17 protein-coding genes and 1 pseudogene are annotated in these 19,981 nt (G+C 55.0%); 13 read left to right on the top strand and 5 right to left on the bottom strand.

The genetic code is table 11. From position 1 onward, the window contains the following. The first annotated feature begins 138 nt into the window (after positions 1–138). Positions 139–915, top strand: a complete 777-nt coding sequence (locus HALA3H3_RS09350) for a ferredoxin--NADP reductase (RefSeq protein WP_007112363.1) — start codon at positions 139–141, stop codon at positions 913–915. Positions 916–1,069: 154 nt separating this feature from the next. On the opposite strand, the gene glnK is transcribed toward HALA3H3_RS09350, so the two are convergent. The 3 genes from glnK to HALA3H3_RS09335 all read right to left on the bottom strand — a co-directional run bounded on the left by glnK (position 1,070) and on the right by HALA3H3_RS09335 (position 3,230). Continuing rightward, positions 1,070–1,408, bottom strand: a complete 339-nt coding sequence (glnK, locus tag HALA3H3_RS09345; protein WP_027957942.1) for a P-II family nitrogen regulator — start codon at positions 1,406–1,408, stop codon at positions 1,070–1,072. Between the two features lie 190 nt (positions 1,409–1,598). Then, on the bottom strand, positions 1,599–2,846 hold the full coding sequence (locus HALA3H3_RS09340; RefSeq protein WP_009286189.1) for an ammonium transporter: 1,248 nt from the start codon (positions 2,844–2,846) through the stop codon (positions 1,599–1,601). A gap of 45 nt (positions 2,847–2,891) precedes the next feature. Beyond that, positions 2,892–3,230, bottom strand: a complete 339-nt coding sequence (locus tag HALA3H3_RS09335; protein ID WP_007112359.1) for a P-II family nitrogen regulator — start codon at positions 3,228–3,230, stop codon at positions 2,892–2,894. A 344-nt stretch (positions 3,231–3,574) separates the two neighbouring features. Between HALA3H3_RS09335 and HALA3H3_RS09330 the strand changes: the two genes are divergently transcribed. The 7 genes and pseudogenes from HALA3H3_RS09330 to HALA3H3_RS09300 all read left to right on the top strand — a co-directional run bounded on the left by HALA3H3_RS09330 (position 3,575) and on the right by HALA3H3_RS09300 (position 13,426). Next, positions 3,575–3,922 carry an accessory factor UbiK family protein gene (locus HALA3H3_RS09330; RefSeq protein ID WP_022521302.1) on the top strand — a complete coding sequence of 116 codons (348 nt, stop codon included), beginning with the start codon at positions 3,575–3,577 and terminating at the stop codon, positions 3,920–3,922. Between the two features lie 143 nt (positions 3,923–4,065). Continuing rightward, positions 4,066–6,243, top strand: coding sequence for a TonB-dependent receptor (locus HALA3H3_RS09325; RefSeq protein ID WP_022521301.1), 2,178 nt, complete (start codon positions 4,066–4,068; stop codon positions 6,241–6,243). A gap of 49 nt (positions 6,244–6,292) precedes the next feature. Continuing rightward, a complete protein-coding gene (locus tag HALA3H3_RS09320; RefSeq protein WP_022521300.1) occupies positions 6,293–7,291 on the top strand; it encodes a helix-turn-helix transcriptional regulator in 999 nt (332 codons plus the stop codon). A gap of 157 nt (positions 7,292–7,448) precedes the next feature. Then, entirely contained in the window at positions 7,449–9,551 is a 2,103-nt protein-coding gene (locus HALA3H3_RS09315; protein WP_022521299.1) for a TonB-dependent siderophore receptor, read from the top strand. A gap of 170 nt (positions 9,552–9,721) precedes the next feature. Then, entirely contained in the window at positions 9,722–10,621 is a 900-nt protein-coding gene (locus tag HALA3H3_RS09310; protein WP_022521298.1) for an ABC transporter substrate-binding protein, read from the top strand. 106 nt (positions 10,622–10,727) lie between these two features. Beyond that, positions 10,728–11,576: pseudogene (locus HALA3H3_RS09305) on the top strand (YifB family Mg chelatase-like AAA ATPase); the annotation flags it as partial. Between the two features lie 80 nt (positions 11,577–11,656). Beyond that, positions 11,657–13,426 (top strand): hypothetical protein, encoded by a 1,770-nt coding sequence (locus HALA3H3_RS09300; RefSeq protein ID WP_022521296.1) that lies wholly within the window; start codon positions 11,657–11,659, stop codon positions 13,424–13,426. A 110-nt stretch (positions 13,427–13,536) separates the two neighbouring features. Here the strand turns inward: HALA3H3_RS09300 and HALA3H3_RS09295 are convergent, their stop codons facing one another. Then, positions 13,537–14,457 carry a bile acid:sodium symporter family protein gene (locus HALA3H3_RS09295; RefSeq protein WP_022521295.1) on the bottom strand — a complete coding sequence of 307 codons (921 nt, stop codon included), beginning with the start codon at positions 14,455–14,457 and terminating at the stop codon, positions 13,537–13,539. Between the two features lie 204 nt (positions 14,458–14,661). On the opposite strand from HALA3H3_RS09295, the gene HALA3H3_RS09290 reads away from it, so the two are divergent. The 4 genes from HALA3H3_RS09290 to HALA3H3_RS09275 all read left to right on the top strand — a co-directional run bounded on the left by HALA3H3_RS09290 (position 14,662) and on the right by HALA3H3_RS09275 (position 18,251). After that, entirely contained in the window at positions 14,662–15,576 is a 915-nt protein-coding gene (locus HALA3H3_RS09290) for a cation diffusion facilitator family transporter (RefSeq protein WP_022521294.1), read from the top strand. A gap of 113 nt (positions 15,577–15,689) precedes the next feature. Further along, a complete protein-coding gene (locus HALA3H3_RS09285) occupies positions 15,690–16,367 on the top strand; it encodes a DsbA family protein (protein ID WP_022521292.1) in 678 nt (225 codons plus the stop codon). After that, positions 16,367–17,356, top strand: a complete 990-nt coding sequence (locus tag HALA3H3_RS09280) for a M23 family metallopeptidase (protein WP_022521291.1) — start codon at positions 16,367–16,369, stop codon at positions 17,354–17,356. The genes HALA3H3_RS09285 and HALA3H3_RS09280 overlap by 1 nt, the downstream gene beginning before the upstream one ends. A gap of 112 nt (positions 17,357–17,468) precedes the next feature. Then, complete coding sequence (locus HALA3H3_RS09275; protein ID WP_016916429.1) at positions 17,469–18,251, top strand: ZIP family metal transporter; 783 nt, start codon at positions 17,469–17,471, stop codon at positions 18,249–18,251. Between the two features lie 28 nt (positions 18,252–18,279). Here HALA3H3_RS09275 and HALA3H3_RS09270 read toward each other — a convergent pair whose 3' ends face one another. Then, entirely contained in the window at positions 18,280–18,738 is a 459-nt protein-coding gene (locus HALA3H3_RS09270) for a MerR family transcriptional regulator (RefSeq protein WP_022521290.1), read from the bottom strand. A gap of 86 nt (positions 18,739–18,824) precedes the next feature. Here HALA3H3_RS09270 and HALA3H3_RS09265 point away from each other — a divergent pair. After that, the coding region (locus HALA3H3_RS09265) for a heavy metal translocating P-type ATPase (RefSeq protein ID WP_144410452.1) at positions 18,825–19,981 on the top strand (1,157 nt) is incomplete at its 3' end.

The following is a 19,981-nucleotide window of genomic DNA, read 5'->3' as shown; positions in this document are numbered from 1 at the left end:
CCGTTATCAATATAATTCGCTTAACAGATATACCACCCTTTGCTTAGACTTGCTGGCAACATATTTAATCATTTTTATTCTTTTTAAGAATATGACCGATGCGGACTAGCGCCAGCATCGACTAATGGAGAAAACGGCATGAGTAAGTTTGCTCTGGAAGAAGTGCTTAGCGTCCATCACTGGAACGATACCCTGTTCAGCTTCCGCACCACCCGCGAGCGCAGCCTGCGTTTCAAAACCGGTCAGTTCGTGATGATTGGTTTGGAAGTGAACGGCAAGCCGCTGATGCGCGCTTACTCCATTGCCAGCCCCAACTACGAAGACCACCTTGAGTTCTTCAGCATTAAAGTACCCGACGGCCCGCTCACTTCACGCCTTCAGCACCTGAAAGTAGGCGATCAGATCATGGTTAGCCGCAAGCCCACCGGCACGCTGGTATGCGATGACCTACTGCCGGGCCGCAACCTCTACATGCTCTCCACCGGTACCGGCTTGGCGCCGTTTATGAGCCTGATCCAGGATCCTGAAGTGTACGAGCGCTTCGAGAAGGTAGTGCTGGTTCACGGTGTGCGGGAAGTTTCTGAATTGGCCTACGCCGACTTTATCACCAAAGAGCTGCCAGCCCATGAATACCTGGGTGAAGACATCGCTGAAAAGCTGGTCTACTACCCCACCGTTACTCGGGAGGAGTTCCACACCATGGGGCGCCTAACCGACCATATCCGTACGGGCAAGCTGTTTGAAGACACCGGCCTGCCGCCCATTGATCCGCGCCAGGATCGCGCGATGATCTGCGGCAGCCCCGCCATGCTGGACGATACCAGCGCGCTACTTGACGAGCTGGGTCTGAATATCTCGCCGCGCATGGGCGAGCCGGGCGACTACGTCATCGAGCGTGCGTTTGTCGAGAAGTGAGACGTAAATAGTGAATCGTAATGAGTGAGTGGTGAATAGAAAAAAGTTTAGCCGCCAGAATGATCGCATCACTCATACAAAGCCCCTGGGGAGAGCATCCACAGGGGCTTTGTCTACTCGGCACTACTTACCATTCACACCTTACCCTTCACCGTTAAACCGCGTCTTTGCCCGTTTCGCCAGTACGGATACGAATCACCTGCTCCAGCGGCATCACAAAGATTTTGCCGTCGCCGATTTTACCTGTGTTCGCCACCTGGGTGATGGCATCAATCACCTGCTCGACCATGTCGTCGTCCACGGCGACTTCCAGCTTCACCTTGGGCAGGAAGTCCACCACATACTCAGCACCACGATACAGCTCGGTATGCCCTTTCTGGCGCCCAAAGCCCTTCACTTCCGTCACCGTAATACCCTGCACGCCGATATCGGAGAGCGACTCGCGTACGTCGTCGAGCTTAAACGGCTTGATAATCGCTGTGATCAATTTCATTACCATATCCTCTAACTGGGTGGCCATGATGGGGTCGGGTTGAACGGCTGCGAATGTTGCAGCCGTTAACCGCTAACTACCAGCATACACCGCTATCGGCAGAGAATAAAAAAGCCTCCCACTAAGGGGAGGCCAGAAGGAGCACGCCAGCTCACTAGGTCAGCATTAAGTTATTTCTTAATGCCGCTGTTTATTTCTTAATGCCAAATTCGGGATAGGCTTCGAGACCGCACTCAGCGATATCAACGCCTTCATACTCTTCTTCTTCGCTAACCCGGATGCCCATGATGGCTTTCAGGATGAGCCATACCACCAGGCTGGCCAGGAATACCCAAGCGAAGATACCTACGATACCGATGATCTGGGCACCGAATGATGCGCCGTCATTGTTCAGCGGCACTGCCAGCACGCCCCAGATACCGACAACACCGTGAACCGAGATCGCGCCGACCGGATCATCCAGCTTCACTTTATCGAGGGTGACGATGGCTGCGACCACGATGATGCCGCCAATCGCGCCGATAATGGTAGCGCTCAGTGCGGTCGGAGAGAGCGGATCGGCGGTGATGGCCACCAGGCCAGCCAGGGCACCGTTCAATGCCATGGTCAGGTCAGCTTTGCGGAACCACAGTTTGGCCAGGATCAGTGCCGCAATCACACCACCTGCCGCTGCTGCATTAGTGTTTACAAACACCTGAGCCACGTTGTTAGCAGAATCGACAGCCGCAAGTTTAAGCTCGGAACCGCCATTGAAACCGAACCAGCCCATCCACAGAATGAAGGTACCCAGCGTTGCCAGCGGCATGTTGGCACCGGGAATAGCGTGGATAGAACCGTCTTTACCGTATTTACCTTTACGTGGGCCTAGCACGATCACACCCGCTAACGCAGCCGCCGCACCGGCAAGGTGCACAATGCCGGAACCCGCATAGTCAGAGTAGCCCACTTCAGACAACCAGCCGCCACCCCAAGTCCAGTAGCCAGACACCGGATAGATAAACGCGGTCATTACCACAGCAAAGGCCAGGAATGCCCACAGTTTCATACGCTCAGCGACGGCACCCGACACAATTGACATGGCGGTTGCCACGAACACGACTTGGAAGAAGAAGTCAGAACGCATGGAGTAGTAGGGCGCGTCATCGCCGCCTGCGGTAACCGCATCCACACTGTTTTCAGCGCCAATCAAGAAGCCCAGATTGGGCAGGAAGCCGCCAGCGCTGCTGGAGTACATGATGTAGTAGCCCACCAGCAGATACATGGTGCAGGCAATGGCAAACAGCGCGATATTCTTGGTCAGTATCTCAGCGGTGTTTTTGGAGCGTACTAAGCCCGCCTCTAACATGGAGAAGCCTGCCGCCATCCACATGACGAGCACACCGCAAATTAGAAAGTAGAACGTATCGAGCGCGTAGCTCAGATCAGTCAACTCATTCATTGTAAGTTCCCCGTTGAACTATAGAAATGATCCGAAAAAGCAGCGTTAAACGGCGTCTGCACCGCGCTCGCCTGTCCGAATCCGAATAACGTCTTCAAGCGGTGTCACAAACACCTTGCCGTCACCGATCTTGCCGCTGTTAGCCGCACTACAGATTGCATCCAATACGCTCTCCAAACGGGCGTCGTCTACGGCCACTTCCACTTTTACCTTGGGTAGAAAGTCGACGACGTACTCCGCGCCACGATACAACTCGGTATGCCCTTTCTGACGGCCAAAACCTTTAACTTCAGTGACCGTAATGCCCTGAACGCCGTTGTCGGCCAATGCCTCACGAACGTCGTCGAGCTTAAATGGCTTGATGATAGCGGTGATGAGTTTCATCCCGGATCTCCCCTGCTGGATAAGTCCTGCTAGATTGGTAGCGGCACAGCCGCCAGAATAAGCACCTGAACCGATAATGCGCATACTGTGCCAGCTGACTTTTTTTGCTTATAAGTCAGCCAATTAGCCGTCATCAAAAGTGCAGCTCAGAGCTAAATCTGAGCAAATCCATTCTCACACCACCGCTATTGCACCAAAAAAGAGCGTAAGCAAAAGTAGCCTGCTCTATTTCGATGCACACCCTGGGTTAAGCAGTAAAAGCACGCGATACATGCGAATTCGCCAACTGTTGCGTATCCTTACCGGTAAGCAATATTTAAAGCAGGTTTATCTAGGAGAGAACGATGGCGCCTCAAGACCGTATTAGCCGCTTGGCCCAGCAGATTGGTGACCGTTTACAAAACGCCTCCCAGGCGCCAGAAGATATTCAAAAGGGCGTGCAGCAAGTCGTGCGTGGCGCCTTCGACCGCCTGGAGCTTGTCTCACGGGAAGATTTCGACATTTTAATGGATGTACTGCAGCGCACCCGTTCGCGGGTAGAGGCGTTAGAGCGCCAAGTCGCTAACCTTGAAGCAGCCGTTGATGCCTCCGCGCCAACGACGTCCACGCCGCTCGAAGCTGAAGCCCCACCAGTTCCAGAGCAGCATGCGCCGGAATCAGATGCAGAAGACGAGAAGAATAAACCCGCTTAACGTTCAAGCTTCATTAGCAGCAATAGGGAAATGGCCTATTGCTGCGCGCACCGCAAAATAAATACGAATCACTATCGTTGACTTTGTTTTTCGTGGTGATACTCTCCGCCTTTGATTTTCTTACCGTCTGCGGATTGTTCACTATGCACGCCCTGTCACTATCAAACCTATCTGTTGCAAAGCTGCCTTTTGCAAAGCCTTTCTTTTCGCCGTCGTCTGTTTCAATATCTGGGCTTGTTGGCACCGGCCTGTTACTGAGCTTCTCCAATGGCGTTTTCGCCCAAAATACTGCGTCTAGCGCCGACGAGACCATGGTGGTCGTTGGATCGCGCACTCCTAGTCAGATCAGTCAAATTCCCGGTGCTGTATGGGTAATTGACAAAGAGATGCTGCAACAGCAGACCCGCAATGGTGCAGACCTAAAGACAGCATTGGGGCATCTGGTACCGGGGTTGGATCTGGCGCCTCAAGGGCGCACCAATTATGGGCAAAACATGCGAGGCCGGGGCGTGCAGGTGCTCATCGACGGCGTATCGCTGAACAGTTCCCGTGGGCTTTCCCGACAGTTCGATGCCATCGATCCCTTCAATATTGAGCGCGTGGAAGTGCTTTCCGGCGCCAGCAGCCTGTATGGCGGCGGTGCTACGGGGGGCTTGATCAATATCATTACCCGCAAAGGTGAAGAAGGCCTGAACTGGCGTACTGAAGCAGGCATCACCACCGGCTTCAACAACAGCGATGACATAGATCGACGCCTCGCACAATCCATCAGCGGTGGTAACGAGCGGGTTCAAGGCTATCTGGGTACCGCCATTGGCGACAACGGCCGCCACTATGACGGCAGCGGCCAGGAAATCTTTCCCGATATCGCCCAGACCGACCTACAGGATAATCACAGCATTGATGTATTGGGCAACCTCTCTTTCCGCTTGACCGATGAACAGAGTCTGGAACTGGGTGCCCAGCTGTACCGTTCAGGCTATGAAGGTGACCGGGGTGTTTACTTTCCCAACCTCGACGCTGCCACGCCCAACTTGAACGATGCCGAAATTCGCGATGGCTACCGTTCACAGCGCGATCCGGAAACCGACCGTAAGCTCGTCAACGTCAACTATCACCACGCCAACCTGTGGGGGCAAAACTTCTACCTGCAGGCATTCCACCGGGAGGAGGAGTCCAGCTTCCAGGCATTTCCCTACCCAGTCGCCGACGGCCTGCAATTTCGCGCCTCGCAACAAAACACCGATTTAAGCGGCATCAAAGCGCTGTTTGAATCGCGCCTGGGTGATGACGTTTCGCTAACCTACGGCCTCGATCTGGATCGTGAAACCTTCGATGCCAGCCAGATGCTGTTCGATACCGACATATCGGATGCTTCCGGCGGCCTGGTTCAGCAGGCATCGGGGGTTGAGCCTCGCTACCCCGGTTATCAAGTGGACGGGCTTTCAGGCTTCCTCCAGGGCGACTGGCAGGCCACCCAGGCGCTCAAGCTCTCCGCAGGGTTGCGGCAGCAGCATATGGACGTCGAGGTGGATGAATTCCAGGGGATTCCTGGCGGCGAGAATGACTATGAAGCAACGCTCTTCAATGCCAGCGCCCTCTACGACTACGGCAACGGTCACCAGAACTGGCTGCAGTTTAGCCAGGGCTTCGAACTGCCAGATCCTGCCAAATATTACGGCAAGAGCCCCGACGTAAGTGTCGATAACAACCCGTTATCTGCCATCGAGACGGATCAGATAGAGCTAGGCTGGCGCTACCAGGGTGGCAACTGGACGACCCAAACAGCGCTTTACTACGCCTGGTCGGACAAAGCGGTAGAGAATGCCGAGGATTTAAGCGTCAGCGTCGTCGATGAGAAGAAACGCGACTTCGGCCTGGAAAGCGCCGTGACCCGTTACTTTGATAATGGCCTGGAGGCAGGGGGCACTCTGCACCTGGTGCGTTCCGAGCAGGAGAACGACCAAGGGGAGTGGGAGAAGCGTGACGCCCGCTATGCATCGCTCTCTTCCGCCACTGCCTTTATTGGCTGGACGGACTATGTACGTTCGGCTCGCTTGCAGGCCAACCACAACTTCGACCTGAAAGACGATGCCGACCGCGAGATCGATGGCAATACCACCCTCGACTTATCGCTCAGCCAGGAAACCGATTTTGGCACCTTAAGCCTGGGAGTGCAGAACCTGCTGGATGATCAGTACTCCACCGTCTGGGGTCAGCGAGCCGCCATGTTCTATTCGCCCTACTACGGCCCAGAGTACCTCTACGACTACCAGGGCCGCGGGCGTACTTACACCCTGAACTGGTCGATGGAGTACTGAGTGCTGGTTCGCTACTCGCTGACAACCGCTCAAGGGTGAGGTAACGGGGATGGCTACACTCGGCTCAATAACGCCATCTTGCGTACCACTAACCACCCATGACCTGCTGGCTATTGGTCAGCGCTTCGGGATCGACTACCGCTTTCCCGAAGCGCCTGACCGCTCCCAGCCAGCGCCTTGTGTTGCCCATGGGCGGGTGATGGACGTTGAGGTAGACCCCACGCTGCGGGTGACACACTCTGATCTTGATGTCCTGCACGCTTACGCCTCCACTTCCCGGCGTGCCGCGCCGTGGTTTCTCAGCGTGATACTCGAGGGCCATATCCAAGTCGGCCTAGGGCACCAGTCGTTTCAGTTGCAGGCCGGCGACGCCTTCAGTGCCCATTTCAACGAGCAGACCGGGCTTGAGGTCTTCCAGCCCGCGCCACAACGATTGCGCATTCTCAACGTATCGATTCTGGCTTGCACAGAGCCTCTCTCTTTCTCGCCCATTAGCTGTTCGCCTATCAATGTTGCCCCTCCGGCAGCGCCCGTACTGCATACTTGGCAGGTGCCGCAGTTCCTTATCCATAGCCTGGAGGCAGCACTGGCTTCGAACTGGTCAGTAGAGCGGCAGCGCCTGCTATGGCAGGGGATCGCGCTCCAGTTGTTAGCTCATGGGCTGCCTGCCGCCTCCCTTGAGTCCAGCGACGAAGAAAAGGCAGTCAGCCTGCCACCGGGTTTAACCCAGCGCGACCACCAGCGCCTGGAGCACTTGCGTCAGCAGCTCGAACACTCCCCCAACCAGGATTATCGGCTTGAGCAGTTGGCCCGCAATGCCGCGATGAGCCCGAGCAGCCTACGCACCAAGTTTCACCGCTGTTACGGCTGCTCGATATTCGACTACCTACGACGTTGTCGCCTGACCCAAGCTCAAGCGTACTTACGCAAAGGTTATAGCGTGCAGCAAACCGCTCACGCCTGTGGCTACCGCCACGCCACCAATTTTGCCACCGCCTTTAAGCGCGCTTTTGGCATTGCGCCCCATGAAGTACACCATCGCCATTAAAGCCGCAGGGTTGTTTTTGGAGCGCTAAGTTCCTCTGTTGGACGTTTTTTGGCAGTACGCATACTCCCTTTGTCATTGCGCATACCTTTCAGTAGCCATTAAGCGCAATAATTCTCATTAACACATTGGTTAATTGATGCTTATTGCAGGTGCCTCCATGCTCATCCCCCATCACCGTTTTCTACGCTCTCCGCTTAGCGTCGCCGTTCTCTCGGCACTGGCTGTTTCCCCGGTATACGCTCAAGAAAGCACCGAGTTAGCCACCGTCACGGTGACTGCCCAGCAGGCTGCCACCAAAGTGGAAACGCCGACGATCGAAATACCCCAGAGCGTTTCCACGATCACCCGCGAACAGATGGATAACCGCGGAGTAAGTACCGTGCAGCGCGCCACCGACTACACGCCCGGTGTTTACAGCAACCAGGTAGGCGCCTCCAATCGCTTCGACTACCTGGTACTGCGCGGTTTTTCTGACGGCAGCTTGAGCAATACCTTCCTGGATGGCCTGAAAGTGATGGGCGATGCCAACTCCCATAGCAGCATGCGCATCGACCCATGGTTTCTGGAAAGCATTGAAGTAGTGCGCGGGCCCGCCTCGGTGCTCTATGGCCGCGCTTCCCCTGGCGGGGTGGTCGCCCTGAACAGCAAGCGGCCGGAATTTGAACAGGGCGGTGAGCTTCGTTTTCGAGTGGGTAATCATAACCAGCGCAGCGCCGCTTTTGACCTCACCGGGCCGATTGGCGAAGAGCAGCGGGTGGCCTTTCGCCTGACCGGGATTGCCAGCGCCGCGGATACCCAGTTTGGCCCGGCAGAAGAGGAGCGCTATGCCATTGCGCCCCGGCTCACCTGGGATATCACCGATGACACCAGCCTCACCGTAGAAGCCTACCTACAGGATGAACCCGAAGGCGGCTACCACTCCGGCGTACCCTATGAGGGGGCCGTGGTCGCCCATAATGGCCACAAGATCAGCAACAACTTCTTTGATGGTGAAAAGGATTACGACACCTACGAGCGAACCCAACGCATGTTCGGCTACGCCCTGGAACACCGCTTCAACGACCAGGTGACCGGCCGCCAATTGATGCGCTACCTCAATTCAGATGTAGTACTCAATCAGGTCTACGGCTTTGGTTGGACGTCGCCAGATTCTGACGAACTCACCCGCTACTACTCCGGCAGCAATGAATCTCTGGAAGCCTGGACACTCGATAACCAGCTTGAAGCCACACTCAGCAGCGGCTTTATGGATCACACGCTGCTGTTTGGAGTGGATTACCAGCAGCGGGAAAACGACGTGTCATGGCCCACTGGGTATTTCCCGCCGCTCAATGCGTTTGACCCGGTTTATGGCAGCGACCCCATCGAGTTTTACGCCCCGGTGCGCGAACGCCATGAGATCGACCAGACCGGGGTTTACCTGCAAGACCAGATAGCCCTCGATAACTGGCGCTTCACCCTGGGTGGCCGCTACGACTGGGTCAATATCGACAATGCCAACCGCGATAGCGGTGATACCAGTTCCCTTAGCGACACCCAGTTCAGTGGCCGCGCCGGGGTGGTCTACCTGTTCGATAACGGCGTAGCGCCCTACCTGAGCTACTCTACCGCCTTCACCCCCACCAGTTTCGTGGATGAGAGTGGCGATCTGCTCCAGCCCATGGAAGGCGAACAGTGGGAAACCGGCGTTAAATACCAGCCTAACGGTAGCCAAAACCAATACAGCGCGGCGCTATTTCATATCGGCCAGGAGAACGTCGCCACCAAAGAGCAGCCCACCGACCCATACCGCGCCGTAGGGGAGATCGAATCCCAAGGGCTGGAGCTGGAAGCACAAACCCAGCTAACGGATACCCTATCGGTTCAGGCAGGCTATAGCTTCACCGACATCACCTACGCCAAAAGCGACGACGGTAACCAGGGCAACAACGCCATTTACTCCCCACGGCACCAAGTGCAGCTATGGGGCCACTACCAGGCCAACGACGGCTGGCTGAACGGCGTGGATATGGGTGTCGGCGTGCGTCACTACGCCGATATCGCCGCTGACCGGGCCAATACCGAAACCGTGCCCGACTACACTCTGGTGGATGCCACCATTGGCTACGACCTCAGCCAACTCGGCGTAGAAGGGGTCGAAACACGTTTAAACGTGAACAATTTATTGGATAAAGAGTACGTGGCCTCCTGCAACTCCCTGGAGTACTGCTACTTCGGTGCCGAGCGCGGCGTCACCGCCAGTGTTCACTACCGTTTCTAAACGCTCGTGCTAGGCGACGGCTCAAGCCCTTGTCTAAGCATTATTAACTTATTGTAACCTAACCTGCCCAGGCCACTGTGCCTGGGCTTTTTTTCTTGAATGCAGGTTTGCAAACAATAAATATTATCGTTTAAATACAGCTCTTATTTTCTGGATGGCCTCTCACCACCATGTGCCACACCAACCTGTTCTCATTGCTCGCGCGCTGCGGGCTGTTCGCTGTTTGTATGCTGAGCGTTTCTACTGCCCAGGCGCAGTGGGCCACGGTGGACTGGACGATTGCCGAAACCTTGCTGGCGATTGATGCGCCGGTTAGCAGCGTGGCTCAGCAAAGCGATTATCAGGAGTGGGTGGGCGAGCCCCATATACCCGACAGTGTCACCGATATGGGGCTACGTACCCAGCCCAATATGGAACTGCTGGCTCAAGTGCCACCAGAACAGACGCTGATCTCGCCCATGTTTGCCGGTTTGACACCGCGCCTGGAGCGCATCGCCCCGGTCACTTCATTCTCGCTCTACTCCCCCGGCACCGATACCTGGCAGGAAATGCAAACCCTGACCCGTCAGCTGGGCGAGTTAACCGAGCGCCAGCCCCAGGCCGAGCAGCTTATTGAAGAAACCCAGGCCTTGATGACCAGGCTGCGCGAATCCCGGCCCCTCTCACAGTCAGAAATCGCGCCGCTACTGATGGTGCAGTTTATGGATGCCCGCCACGTGCGGGTGTTTGGGGAAAACAGCTTGTACAACGCCGTTCTGGAGCAGCTCGACCTCCCCAATGCCTGGGATCAATCCACAAATGCCTGGGGATTTGCGCTGGTAGGGATTGAAGCGCTGGCGCGCTACCCCGAGGCAACGTTGGTGATCATCGACCCACTGCCCGCCGGAGCCGAAGAGCAGTTGGCAAAAAGCGGCCTGTGGCAGCAGCTCCCCAGCGTCAGACATGACAGGATAGTTCGCCTGCCGCCGGTATGGAGCTTCGGCGCACTGCCCTCCGCCCAGCGCTTTGCCCGAAAGCTGACTACGGCGCTAGAGGCTGCGCCATCGGTTAGCCATCAGGGCAATGAGTAGAAGAACGTGAAGCTACCAAAGCGTTCTTAATTACGATAGGTTAAATACTTAAGGTAACGTAGCTTTAGCTTACATTGTCGTGAGTAACAACAGCAGAGGAAAGGCGATGACGCTTGCCATCGTAGCCACGCGCGCAGGCGTAGGTTTAGATGCACCGGCGGTGCATGTTGAGGTGCATCTGGCCAACGGCTTGCCGGGCCTAACGCTAGTGGGCTTGCCGGAAACGGCGGTAAAAGAGAGCCGCGAACGGGTGCGCAGTGCACTGGTTAATGCGGGCTTTGATTTTCCCAACACTCGCCGTATTACCTTAAACCTCGCCCCCGCTGATCTTCCCAAAGAGGGTGGCCGCTTTGACCTCCCCATCGCCCTAGGTATCCTCGCCGCCTCTGGGCAAATTCCCGTGGAAGCGCTGGAAGGTATGGAGTGCGCTGGTGAGCTGGCCCTGGATGGCAAGCTGCGCGCGGTGCCGGGCATACTGCCCTTTGCCCTGGCCACCCGGCGGGCGAAAAAAGCACTGATCATTCCCCGCGACTGCGCCGATGAAGCCGCCCTGGCAGGCGATTTGCCGGTGCTGCCTGCCGATACTCTCTGGCAGGTAGTGGCGCACTTACTCGCTCAAGAGAAGATACCCCCGCACAAGCTCAGCGCTTCGGTGAAAACCACCGCCCCGGTGGATGACCTTGCCGATGTGCGCGGCCAACAGCAGGCTCGCCGTGCGCTGGAAGTCGCGGCGGCCGGGGGGCATAACCTGTTGTTTGCAGGCCCTCCTGGCACCGGCAAAACCATGCTGGCCAGCCGCCTGCCGGGCATTCTGCCGCCGCTCTCTGAGGAGGATGCTCTGGCAGTCGCTGCTGTGCGCTCGGTTTGCGGGTTACCGCTGGAAGCGGACTGGGGAAGAAGGCCATTTCGACAGCCCCATCACAGTGCCAGCGGCGCCGCCCTGGTAGGTGGCGGCTGTCATTTTCAACAATTGTTGCGACTAAACAATAATTGCTGCGACAATCTCTATGTTGAGTTTACATAGAGCACGCCCTTGTGACCGTTTCTCTCAAACAATCCAGAACCTTTAGCTTTCAAGATGGCACCCTTAAAGACGAAACTGAGCGCTTGGTCGTTTGGTGGTACGGGCCTATCTTCAAAAATATCCGCTCACAAAGCGTCCCTAAAATTTATGTATTTTTAAGACCTATTGATCAGGAGAACAAATTAGGAGACGTGATTAAGCGAACGACGGTCTTAACGCATGTCGGACTATTGAGAATCGGCTCCGTCTGGGAAAAGGGCGTGAGCAACTCCCGCATCGCATTTGAGGAGAAAACATTCCCTGTTTCGTTCTCTCCGGGCGGCTGGCGGATTGTCTCCTTAGACGACTTGCACAAAGCAGGGCGCAGCCTCTATACCTCCTTTCATGAGGCAAGCTATTTACCGCTGGACAGAAAACACAAATCGTACCTGATTGAATTTGACCTCCCAGATGGCAAACATCTGCTCATCCCTTGCACCGAATTTTTTGCACGCGTTTACGGTCGATCATCTGAAATCAAGCGTGTGCTCGCCACTTACTGTTGGGAGGAGGTCAAAGAACGGCTTTATCGACCGCTTAATGCGCCCCCATCGCCAGGTACCTGGCCTGTCAGATTTACATATCGTGTTCATAGGCACGATGCGATTTTGCTCGCGCACATGCTGTACGACCCCTATGCCGAACAAGCTGCCAGAGATATTTATGCGCAGACTGAAGCCAGCTTCCCCCAAGATAAGATGCTTTTAAAAGTCACTCCATGGTTTCAAGGCAGCGGGGAAATCTCTGTTTCTGGCGTTCCAATTGATGGTGGCAACACATTCCTAGGCTTGCAGATATTAGGCTGTACGCAGCCCGATGGTGCCACGATCCACCGCGAAAGAGAGAAATCAACGACAGTACCAGCCACCGATGGCGACGATGCCCCCTCTCAGTTCCCCTATCATCAGCTTCAAGACATCCCCGATGTCATTGACCTGACGGATGATGACGAGCCCGACCATGGTTCTTCCTGGCTAGACCTTACTGAGGACGAATTCGTTATTTTAGGTAAGCCTCGCGCCGTCTTGGATAAACGATATACCCGAAAAAGCGTGCCCGATACACGAGGCGTCCCCGTTCCGGGTGACGAAACCATTTTCTCCACTGGGGAGCCACATGGGTCAGGGAAGGGAGTGGGACAAGCGTCTATTCATGCTCCTATTACACTGGAATCACAGGGCTTTCTACGTGATATGTGGAATGCGCTTCTCTATTTACAATCGGCCTATCCCGCAACGATTCGTGGCGTTAGCTGGTTTACCTTTGAAGACGGATTCAGCACTTCTCCTGACCCTCGGTTAATCAGCCTCGAACCTTTCGAAATAGACGAGGAGGTGGAAACGTCAGTCGCTAATTGGGTTTACATTGATACTCAGACCAAGGTACCTCGCGGGGTGCTCGTCGTTCGGGTGCATGTGTTAGATCAAACGCTCTATCTCATGGAGATCCAACGACGCCCTCCAAAACCCAGAGCTGGCGGTAGCGAGGAGGCATCCAAGCCTCCTTCCTATAAAGGTTTAGTCTTCACGCTGAGCCACCAAGGCAGCTTCGAGCAGTGGTTACGCCAAGTGCTGTCTAACGTGCGGCACGTAGAAGGTGTTGTCCAAAAACTAGTTGGTCACTGCCCAGGATTCGCCGATACGTTCAAGCACCCTAAATCCAAAAAGGAACAGATACCCTGCGAAGCCTCTGTGTTAAATGCTTTTAGCAAGGTCAGTATTGGTCGCAGTGACTTAGCATAGGTACTATTTGCCACCTTTATGAGTAGCGGTGTCTGTTTTGTCGGTAAGAGCAACCTGTACACCCCGTGTGCAGGTTGCTCTTCTGACGAAGAGCCGATACGGCCATCCCTTCAGTGGCGGGCGAGGATCTTCGCTGCGATGGGCGAAGTGATCATTTGAATCACGGCAAAAAAAGCGGCTGGAATTGCGATCTCTGATGGCAAGCCAGAAGCAGCGACAAACGCTGCAGCGATGCTGAATTCCTTTTTACTGACCGTGAAAAGATAGGTAATCACCTCTTTGCGATCAGAGGTGAGTAACCGTGAGGACATACCTACCAGGTACCCAATCAAATTGAGGCACAGGGCCGCGCCCGCAATCACAAACGCATACCAGCCATAGCCATTGATCGTGGTGGCATTCGGCCCGACCACGGCGAGTAAGATCAGCAGATACAGAATCGACCCTATCCCTGCATACGCTGAATCATGCCGTGCAAAGAAAGCCGAGAACTTTGTACGCAAGCTGACCCCAATCACGGTAGGAAGAAGCACGATTAGTGTTAATTCAAGAATAATTGATCCAAGCGGTACGTCTAACTGAAGGCCGGTGAGCCATAAAAACAGGAAGGGAACAATAAACGGACATAACGCGGTGTTGACTGCGTTGAAAACAGCGGCAAGCGCCACATTGCCTTTCGCCATCAGTACCAAAAGAGGAGAGGACACATCTGTCGGCAGCGTGCCGAGCAAGGTTTGGCCAGCAGCCAGCGGGCCGCTTCCAAAAAATAGACGGCCCGTTAGCCACCCGGCAATCGACATAGGCCCATAGACCAGCCCCAATGCCAACAACTGCCGTGACGGCTTTCGGAACACGATGCGCACTGCATGCGCATCGAATGTGAGGCTGATAATCAACATCAGTAATGCCAGTAATGGCCCAATCGCGAACTTAAGCATTATTCCGGTGGCCGGAAAGAGTAAGCCTCCCCCCGCGACGACGATTACAAACCAGACAAGGTGCGCCTCGACAAAATAAATGAATCTACCCATGGTGGATTGGACGTTACCGGTTGAAGTGGATTGAGCCCCGCACCTAAAACATGATCACCTTCGGCCCAGCACACAAAGGCTCCTTGGTAGCTAGGGACGTGCTTCCCAATCCAGCGATGCAAATAGATAATGCTCAAGGGTTGAAGCTTTAGTTGCTAGAGGTTTTATAGTACCAAGAACAGATAATTCGAGAGAAGGTAACAGATGGGACATCATCATGATCATCCCCACATTGATCCTGCCTCTGGCGACCGGCGCGTCAGCATCTCCATTTGGGCCAATGGGCTCTTAACCATCGCTCAAATCGTCGGTGGCATTATGGCGGGGAGCCTATCGCTGATCGCTGATGCGTTACATAACTTTTCTGACATGGCAGCATTAGTCATTGCCTTTGCTGCTCGTAAAATCGCCAGACGGCCTGCCGATGCGCATATGACCTTTGGCTATGGCCGCATCGAGATAGTGGCAGCACTCATCAATTACACCACCCTCATTATTGTCGGTGTCTACCTGATTTACGAAGGCGCTATGCGGATGGTCGATCCCCCTGAGATAGAGGGATGGACGATCGTGATTATTGGTGGCGTCGCGCTCGTCGTCGATGCCCTTACCGCCATGCTCACGTGGTCAATGCAAAAAGAGAGTGTCAATATCCGCGCCCTTTTTCTGCATAACTTATCGGATGCGTTTGCCTCCATCGCCGTGATTATCGGTGGTTCGCTTATTTTACTGTACGACATGCGCTGGGTGGACCCCGCGATCACGATAGGGATTGCGCTATATATTCTTTACCTAGCCTTCTCTGAAATTGGCGGCCCTATCCGTACGCTAATGCTGGGATCTCCCCCGGACATTGACGGGCAGGCAGTCGTTGAGACCGTACGAGATATCGAGGGAGTCCAGGATATTCACCATGTGCATCTATGGCAGATGCAGGAAAACATGGCAGCCCTTGACTGCCACGTGGTTCTGACAGAAACCGGCTGGCAGCAGCTTGAATCCGTCAAAGCAGAGATCAAGGAGCAGCTTAAAATGCGCTTCAATATTGCTCATTCCAGCCTAGAGTTTGAGCATAGTGACCACGCGCATCAAAATGCCAATCTATATGGGCATGAGTGACAGACCGAGGCCGGCTCCCAGCTCAGGTAGATAGCGAGTAGCTTACTCCCATAGCGATTGGCTTATTTTTCAACCCTACTTTTCCACCCCATCGTTGAGACAGAGAGAGAAACATGTTCAAAAAAGCGTCTTTTATATTGGCCGGTACGTTAATGCTGACCGCTGCGATCGTCGCCGTATCGAAGCCTGCCCTCTTAGACATGCAAGCTCAGGCAGCAAAAGAGAGCGGTGTCCAGGCCGAGGACTCCTTGGTGCGTTCACACTCCCCCATCTTGGGACGAGAAGACGCGCCGGTGACGATTGTGGAATTCTTCGATCCGGCTTGCGAAGCCTGCCGTGCTTTCTATCCCCTGACAAAAAGTATTCTGGAAACCTACCCAGAAAAAGTGCGGCTCATCGTGCGCTACACTCCTTTCCACGGCGACGTATCGGACAAGGCCATTCGGGTATTAGAAGTTGCTCGTCGTCAGGGCGTCTTTGAACCGGTACTGGAGAGGCTGCTGGCTCGCCAGGATCAATGGGCTTCACATGGCAGTTTTGATGAATCCGCTATCCTCGATATCGCGAGCCAAGGAGGCCTTGATTTAGCGGCTGCCGAAGAGCAACTGACTTCTGCTGAGGTGCAGGCGGTGATTGACCAAGACATGGCGGATGTCAGAGCCAATCAGATTCGCCAAACACCTACCTTTTTTGTCAATGGCGAGCCTTTAGACCCCTTTGGTATGCAAGAGCTGATTGATGCCGTCGAGAGTGAAGTAGCGGAGATCTCTGGGGAAGAGGATGGCCAGTGATGCAGCGCTGGTGGTTACTAGGCTTGGTGGGCTTTTACCCCTTGCTAGCCGAAGCCAATTGGCAAACGCATCTGTCATTGCCTCCGTCTGAACTTAGCCCTGTCAAGTTACAGGCGGCTAGCGAGCAAGAAGGCACATTACCGCTCGATAGCGTTGATACCCTAACCTTTGGGCGTGATGTCGTCATTGATACCACCCTCTACGAGGCCTTGGCAGCAGAAGGTGTCCCAACGCGTTTCGCCACTAAACTGGAAACACTGCTCAGCGAGTTTATCGCAGCGCCGCTGGAGTTTTCTGGCAGTGAACGTATTCAATTAGTGTGGGAGGAAGATCGACGCCAGGACGGCGCCCGTGTTGGGCCACCACGCCTCAGTTATGCCGCTCTGCCTGATCAGGCAGAGCCCTTGGAGGTCATATGGCCGGTCACCCAAAAGGGGGACGTAGCTCTTTTCAAAAGCGACACCCTGCTAGGCACGTTGCGGTTGCCCGTGCTTAGTGCCCGCTTAACGTCTCGCTTTGGGAATCGGCGACATCCTGTGTATGGAGGGATGCGTCCTCATAATGGAATTGACTTGGCTGCGCCGACAGGAACGCCGGTCATTGCCACCGCACCTGGGCGCGTATTCTTTATGGGTCGCCAAGGGGGATATGGGCAGGTGATCGAGGTGGAGCACGACACAGGGGCCATTAGTCGCTACACACACCTTAGCCGATTCTCCCCACAGCTAGTGGTTGGGGATTTAGTCAATGCGGGAGAGTCGCTCGGAGAGGTAGGTTCCTCCGGGGTCGCCACGGGCCCCAACCTGCATTACGAAGTGAGAGTCAATAACCAGCCTGTTGATCCCCTTGGTCAAGGTCAACGCATCATGTTGGGTGAGCAGCCGACTCAAGGTGAATATCAAGCGTCACTTTACGAGGCAAGAGATCGCTTGGAACAAGCTATCGGCACGGCGTCCATTTATGACTTGATCTCGTTTAACGAGCCGTAACCACCCGTGCTTAGCAACGTTGCATGGATTGTTAGTAACGTGAACGTGTGCTTGCCTCGTTATGGAACCCTAGCGCTGTGATCACTCATCTAACACAAGACAGGTAATCGGTATGGAAGAGGTTTCTCTCGTCACAATGGGGGTATTGGGAAGCCTTGCCGCGGGCTTGATGACGGCTGTCGGGGCGCTTCCTATCTTGTTTACCAAAAGACCGAATCGTGGTGTTCGCGATTTAGCGTTGGGGTTCGCCGCTGGCGTCATGCTAGCGGCCTCTTTCTTCTCACTGATCATACCCTCCTTAGAAGCCTCGGAGCTGCGTTACGGAGGTAGCGTGGTACCTGCTGCCATTGCCTGTGCGGCCATCTTGCTAGGGATTGGAATGGTCGCACTACTGAACGAACTCTTACCTCATGAGCACTTCGAACAGGGGCGAGAAGGGCCAGAGGCTGCCTCACTACGTCGTATCTGGTTGTTTATTATTGCCATTACGATACACAACCTGCCAGAGGGGCTGGCCGTTGGCGTGGCCTTCGGCGCAGGGGGAAGCGAAGGAGGCATTCCACTAGCGATTGGCATTGGACTTCAGAATGCCCCAGAAGGACTGGCCGTAGCAGTATCACTGCTAGGCGTGGGCTATTCACGTTGGCGGTCATGGACGATTGCCGCCCTTACGGGGCTTGTTGAGCCGTTAGGTGGCTTATTAGGCGCTGGAGTCATCAGCATGTCACAAGCGCTACTGCCCTGGGGGTTGGCCTTTGCAGCGGGGGCGATGTTGTATGTGATCAGTCATGAGATTATTCCCGAAACTCATCGAAGCGGGCACCAAAAAAAGGCCACGCTGGGCCTCTCCATCGGATTGGTACTCATGCTGTTTTTGGATGTTTCGCTGGGCTAACCATTGGGCGTGGGGCGTAGCGTTAGTGCTAACCCAAGTCGTGAGCCCCTCCGTGCGATTTTTCAGTGATACAGAGCTGATGATCACTGATGACCTCAATGATTCGGCAGCTTTCCACTTTACCACCGGCACACTGTGTGACCATCCGTTGAAGCTCCTCACGCAGTATGGACAGTCGTTGAAGGCGGGACTCCACTTTCTTTAGGTGATGCGTGGCGATGGCATCGACTTCTTGGCAAGGCATATCAGGTTGATCTGACATGGCCAAAAGCTCTCGCACTGACTCCACCGAAAAGCCAAAGTCACGGGCATGACGAATAAAGGTCAAGCGCCGCACAGCGTCGTCTCCATAGCGGCGCTGCCCCCCACCGGTTCGTGTCGCATCGCGCAACAGCCCAATACGCTCGTAATAGCGAACCGTTTCAGGTTTGCAATCGGCTCGTCGTGCTAACTCACCAATGCTGATACTTTGGCCGATCATCGACATGGTAAAACTCCTTACGCAGGGCTTGAAGCTGTAGTTGCTACAAGGTTTACACTTAAAAACCATAGCCCATTGGCAGGAGAGGCACCATGAAAACATCAACGCCGACAACAGCGCCTACCACCTTGACGCTGCGTGTTGAAGGCATGGACTGCGGCGGTTGTGAGCGCAAGGTTGTGTCGGCGCTAGAGCGACTGGAAGGCATTGAGGAAGTCACGGCAAGCTCGGTCACGGGATCAGTGAAGATTCACCACCACGATCACGGGGCCCCCTCGCGAAAGACCATTGAGGGCATCCTGAACGAACTAGGCTATCAAGTGGCTTCCCATGATGGCCAAACACGCGCATCTGGTGCTTCATCCTCTTGGTGGCAAACCGCTAAAGGGCGCTTGGTCATTATCACAGGAAATCTGCTGATAGTGGCCTTCGCGCTTCGTTTAGCATGGCCTGCGCTGGGTAATATGCCTTTCATTTTGGCCACGCTAGTCGGCTTAATACCCATTGCGCAGAGTGCCTGGGGCGCCCTCAAAATGCGCAATCCCTTTACCATAGAGATGCTGATGTGCATCGCTGCGCTTGGCGCATTGGCCATCAATGCTGCCGCTGAAGCTGCGATGGTCGTGTTCTTGTTCGCCGTAGGTGAGCTACTCGAAGGGGTAGCTGCTTCACGAGCGCGCCGCAGTATCTCAGCCTTGGCAAATTTAACACCCTCAACGGCGAGGCTGATGGACAATGGCCATCTGCGTGACGTCTCGGCGGAGTCACTTAAACCCGGGCAGCGTGTGCTGGTGCGGCCCGGTGATCGCGTACCCTGCGATGGACGCATCCTGGTGGGCACCTCCGACATTGACGAGTCGCCGGTAAACGGCGAGTCCATACCCCGTTCGCGAGCGCCTGGTGATGACATTTTTGCTGGCACAGTGAATCTTGATGCCGCCCTGGAGGTGGAGGTAACACGAGGCGCTGATGACAATACGATCGCACGCGTTATTCGTCTGGTTGAAGAAGCACAGGCCGCCAAGGCACCGATAGCACGCTTTATTGATCGTTTTGCGTATTACTATATGCCCGCCGTCGTCTTACTCGCCCTACTGATGGCGATAGTGCCACCGCTGGTATCGACCATGGCATGGTCGGAGTCGATTTACCGTGCGTTAGCATTGCTGTTAATCGCATGCCCCTGCGCGTTAGTCATTTCCACCCCAGCCGCCATCGCCGCCGGTCTCTCGGCGGGAGCTCGGCGCGG

The sequence above is a fragment of the Halomonas sp. A3H3 genome (assembly GCF_000982975.1).
Lineage (GTDB): Bacteria > Pseudomonadota > Gammaproteobacteria > Pseudomonadales > Halomonadaceae > Vreelandella > Vreelandella titanicae.
This window is presented reverse-complemented; position numbering and strand designations above follow the sequence as displayed.

Excerpts from the sequence above, each read along its gene's own strand:
- HALA3H3_RS09350 (WP_007112363.1), top strand. The coding sequence starts at position 139 with ATGAGTAAGTTTGCTCTGGAAGAAGTGCTTAGCGTCCATCACTGGAAC.
- glnK (WP_027957942.1), bottom strand. The coding sequence starts at position 1,408 with ATGAAATTGATCACAGCGATTATCAAGCCGTTTAAGCTCGACGACGTA.
- HALA3H3_RS09340 (WP_009286189.1), bottom strand. The coding sequence starts at position 2,846 with ATGAATGAGTTGACTGATCTGAGCTACGCGCTCGATACGTTCTACTTT.
- HALA3H3_RS09335 (WP_007112359.1), bottom strand. The coding sequence starts at position 3,230 with ATGAAACTCATCACCGCTATCATCAAGCCATTTAAGCTCGACGACGTT.
- HALA3H3_RS09330 (WP_022521302.1), top strand. The coding sequence starts at position 3,575 with ATGGCGCCTCAAGACCGTATTAGCCGCTTGGCCCAGCAGATTGGTGAC.
- HALA3H3_RS09325 (WP_022521301.1), top strand. The coding sequence starts at position 4,066 with ATGCACGCCCTGTCACTATCAAACCTATCTGTTGCAAAGCTGCCTTTT.
- HALA3H3_RS09320 (WP_022521300.1), top strand. The coding sequence starts at position 6,293 with ATGGCTACACTCGGCTCAATAACGCCATCTTGCGTACCACTAACCACC.
- HALA3H3_RS09315 (WP_022521299.1), top strand. The coding sequence starts at position 7,449 with ATGCTCATCCCCCATCACCGTTTTCTACGCTCTCCGCTTAGCGTCGCC.
- HALA3H3_RS09310 (WP_022521298.1), top strand. The coding sequence starts at position 9,722 with ATGTGCCACACCAACCTGTTCTCATTGCTCGCGCGCTGCGGGCTGTTC.
- HALA3H3_RS09295 (WP_022521295.1), bottom strand. The coding sequence starts at position 14,457 with ATGGGTAGATTCATTTATTTTGTCGAGGCGCACCTTGTCTGGTTTGTA.
- HALA3H3_RS09290 (WP_022521294.1), top strand. The coding sequence starts at position 14,662 with ATGGGACATCATCATGATCATCCCCACATTGATCCTGCCTCTGGCGAC.
- HALA3H3_RS09285 (WP_022521292.1), top strand. The coding sequence starts at position 15,690 with ATGTTCAAAAAAGCGTCTTTTATATTGGCCGGTACGTTAATGCTGACC.
- HALA3H3_RS09280 (WP_022521291.1), top strand. The coding sequence starts at position 16,367 with ATGCAGCGCTGGTGGTTACTAGGCTTGGTGGGCTTTTACCCCTTGCTA.
- HALA3H3_RS09275 (WP_016916429.1), top strand. The coding sequence starts at position 17,469 with ATGGAAGAGGTTTCTCTCGTCACAATGGGGGTATTGGGAAGCCTTGCC.
- HALA3H3_RS09270 (WP_022521290.1), bottom strand. The coding sequence starts at position 18,738 with ATGTCGATGATCGGCCAAAGTATCAGCATTGGTGAGTTAGCACGACGA.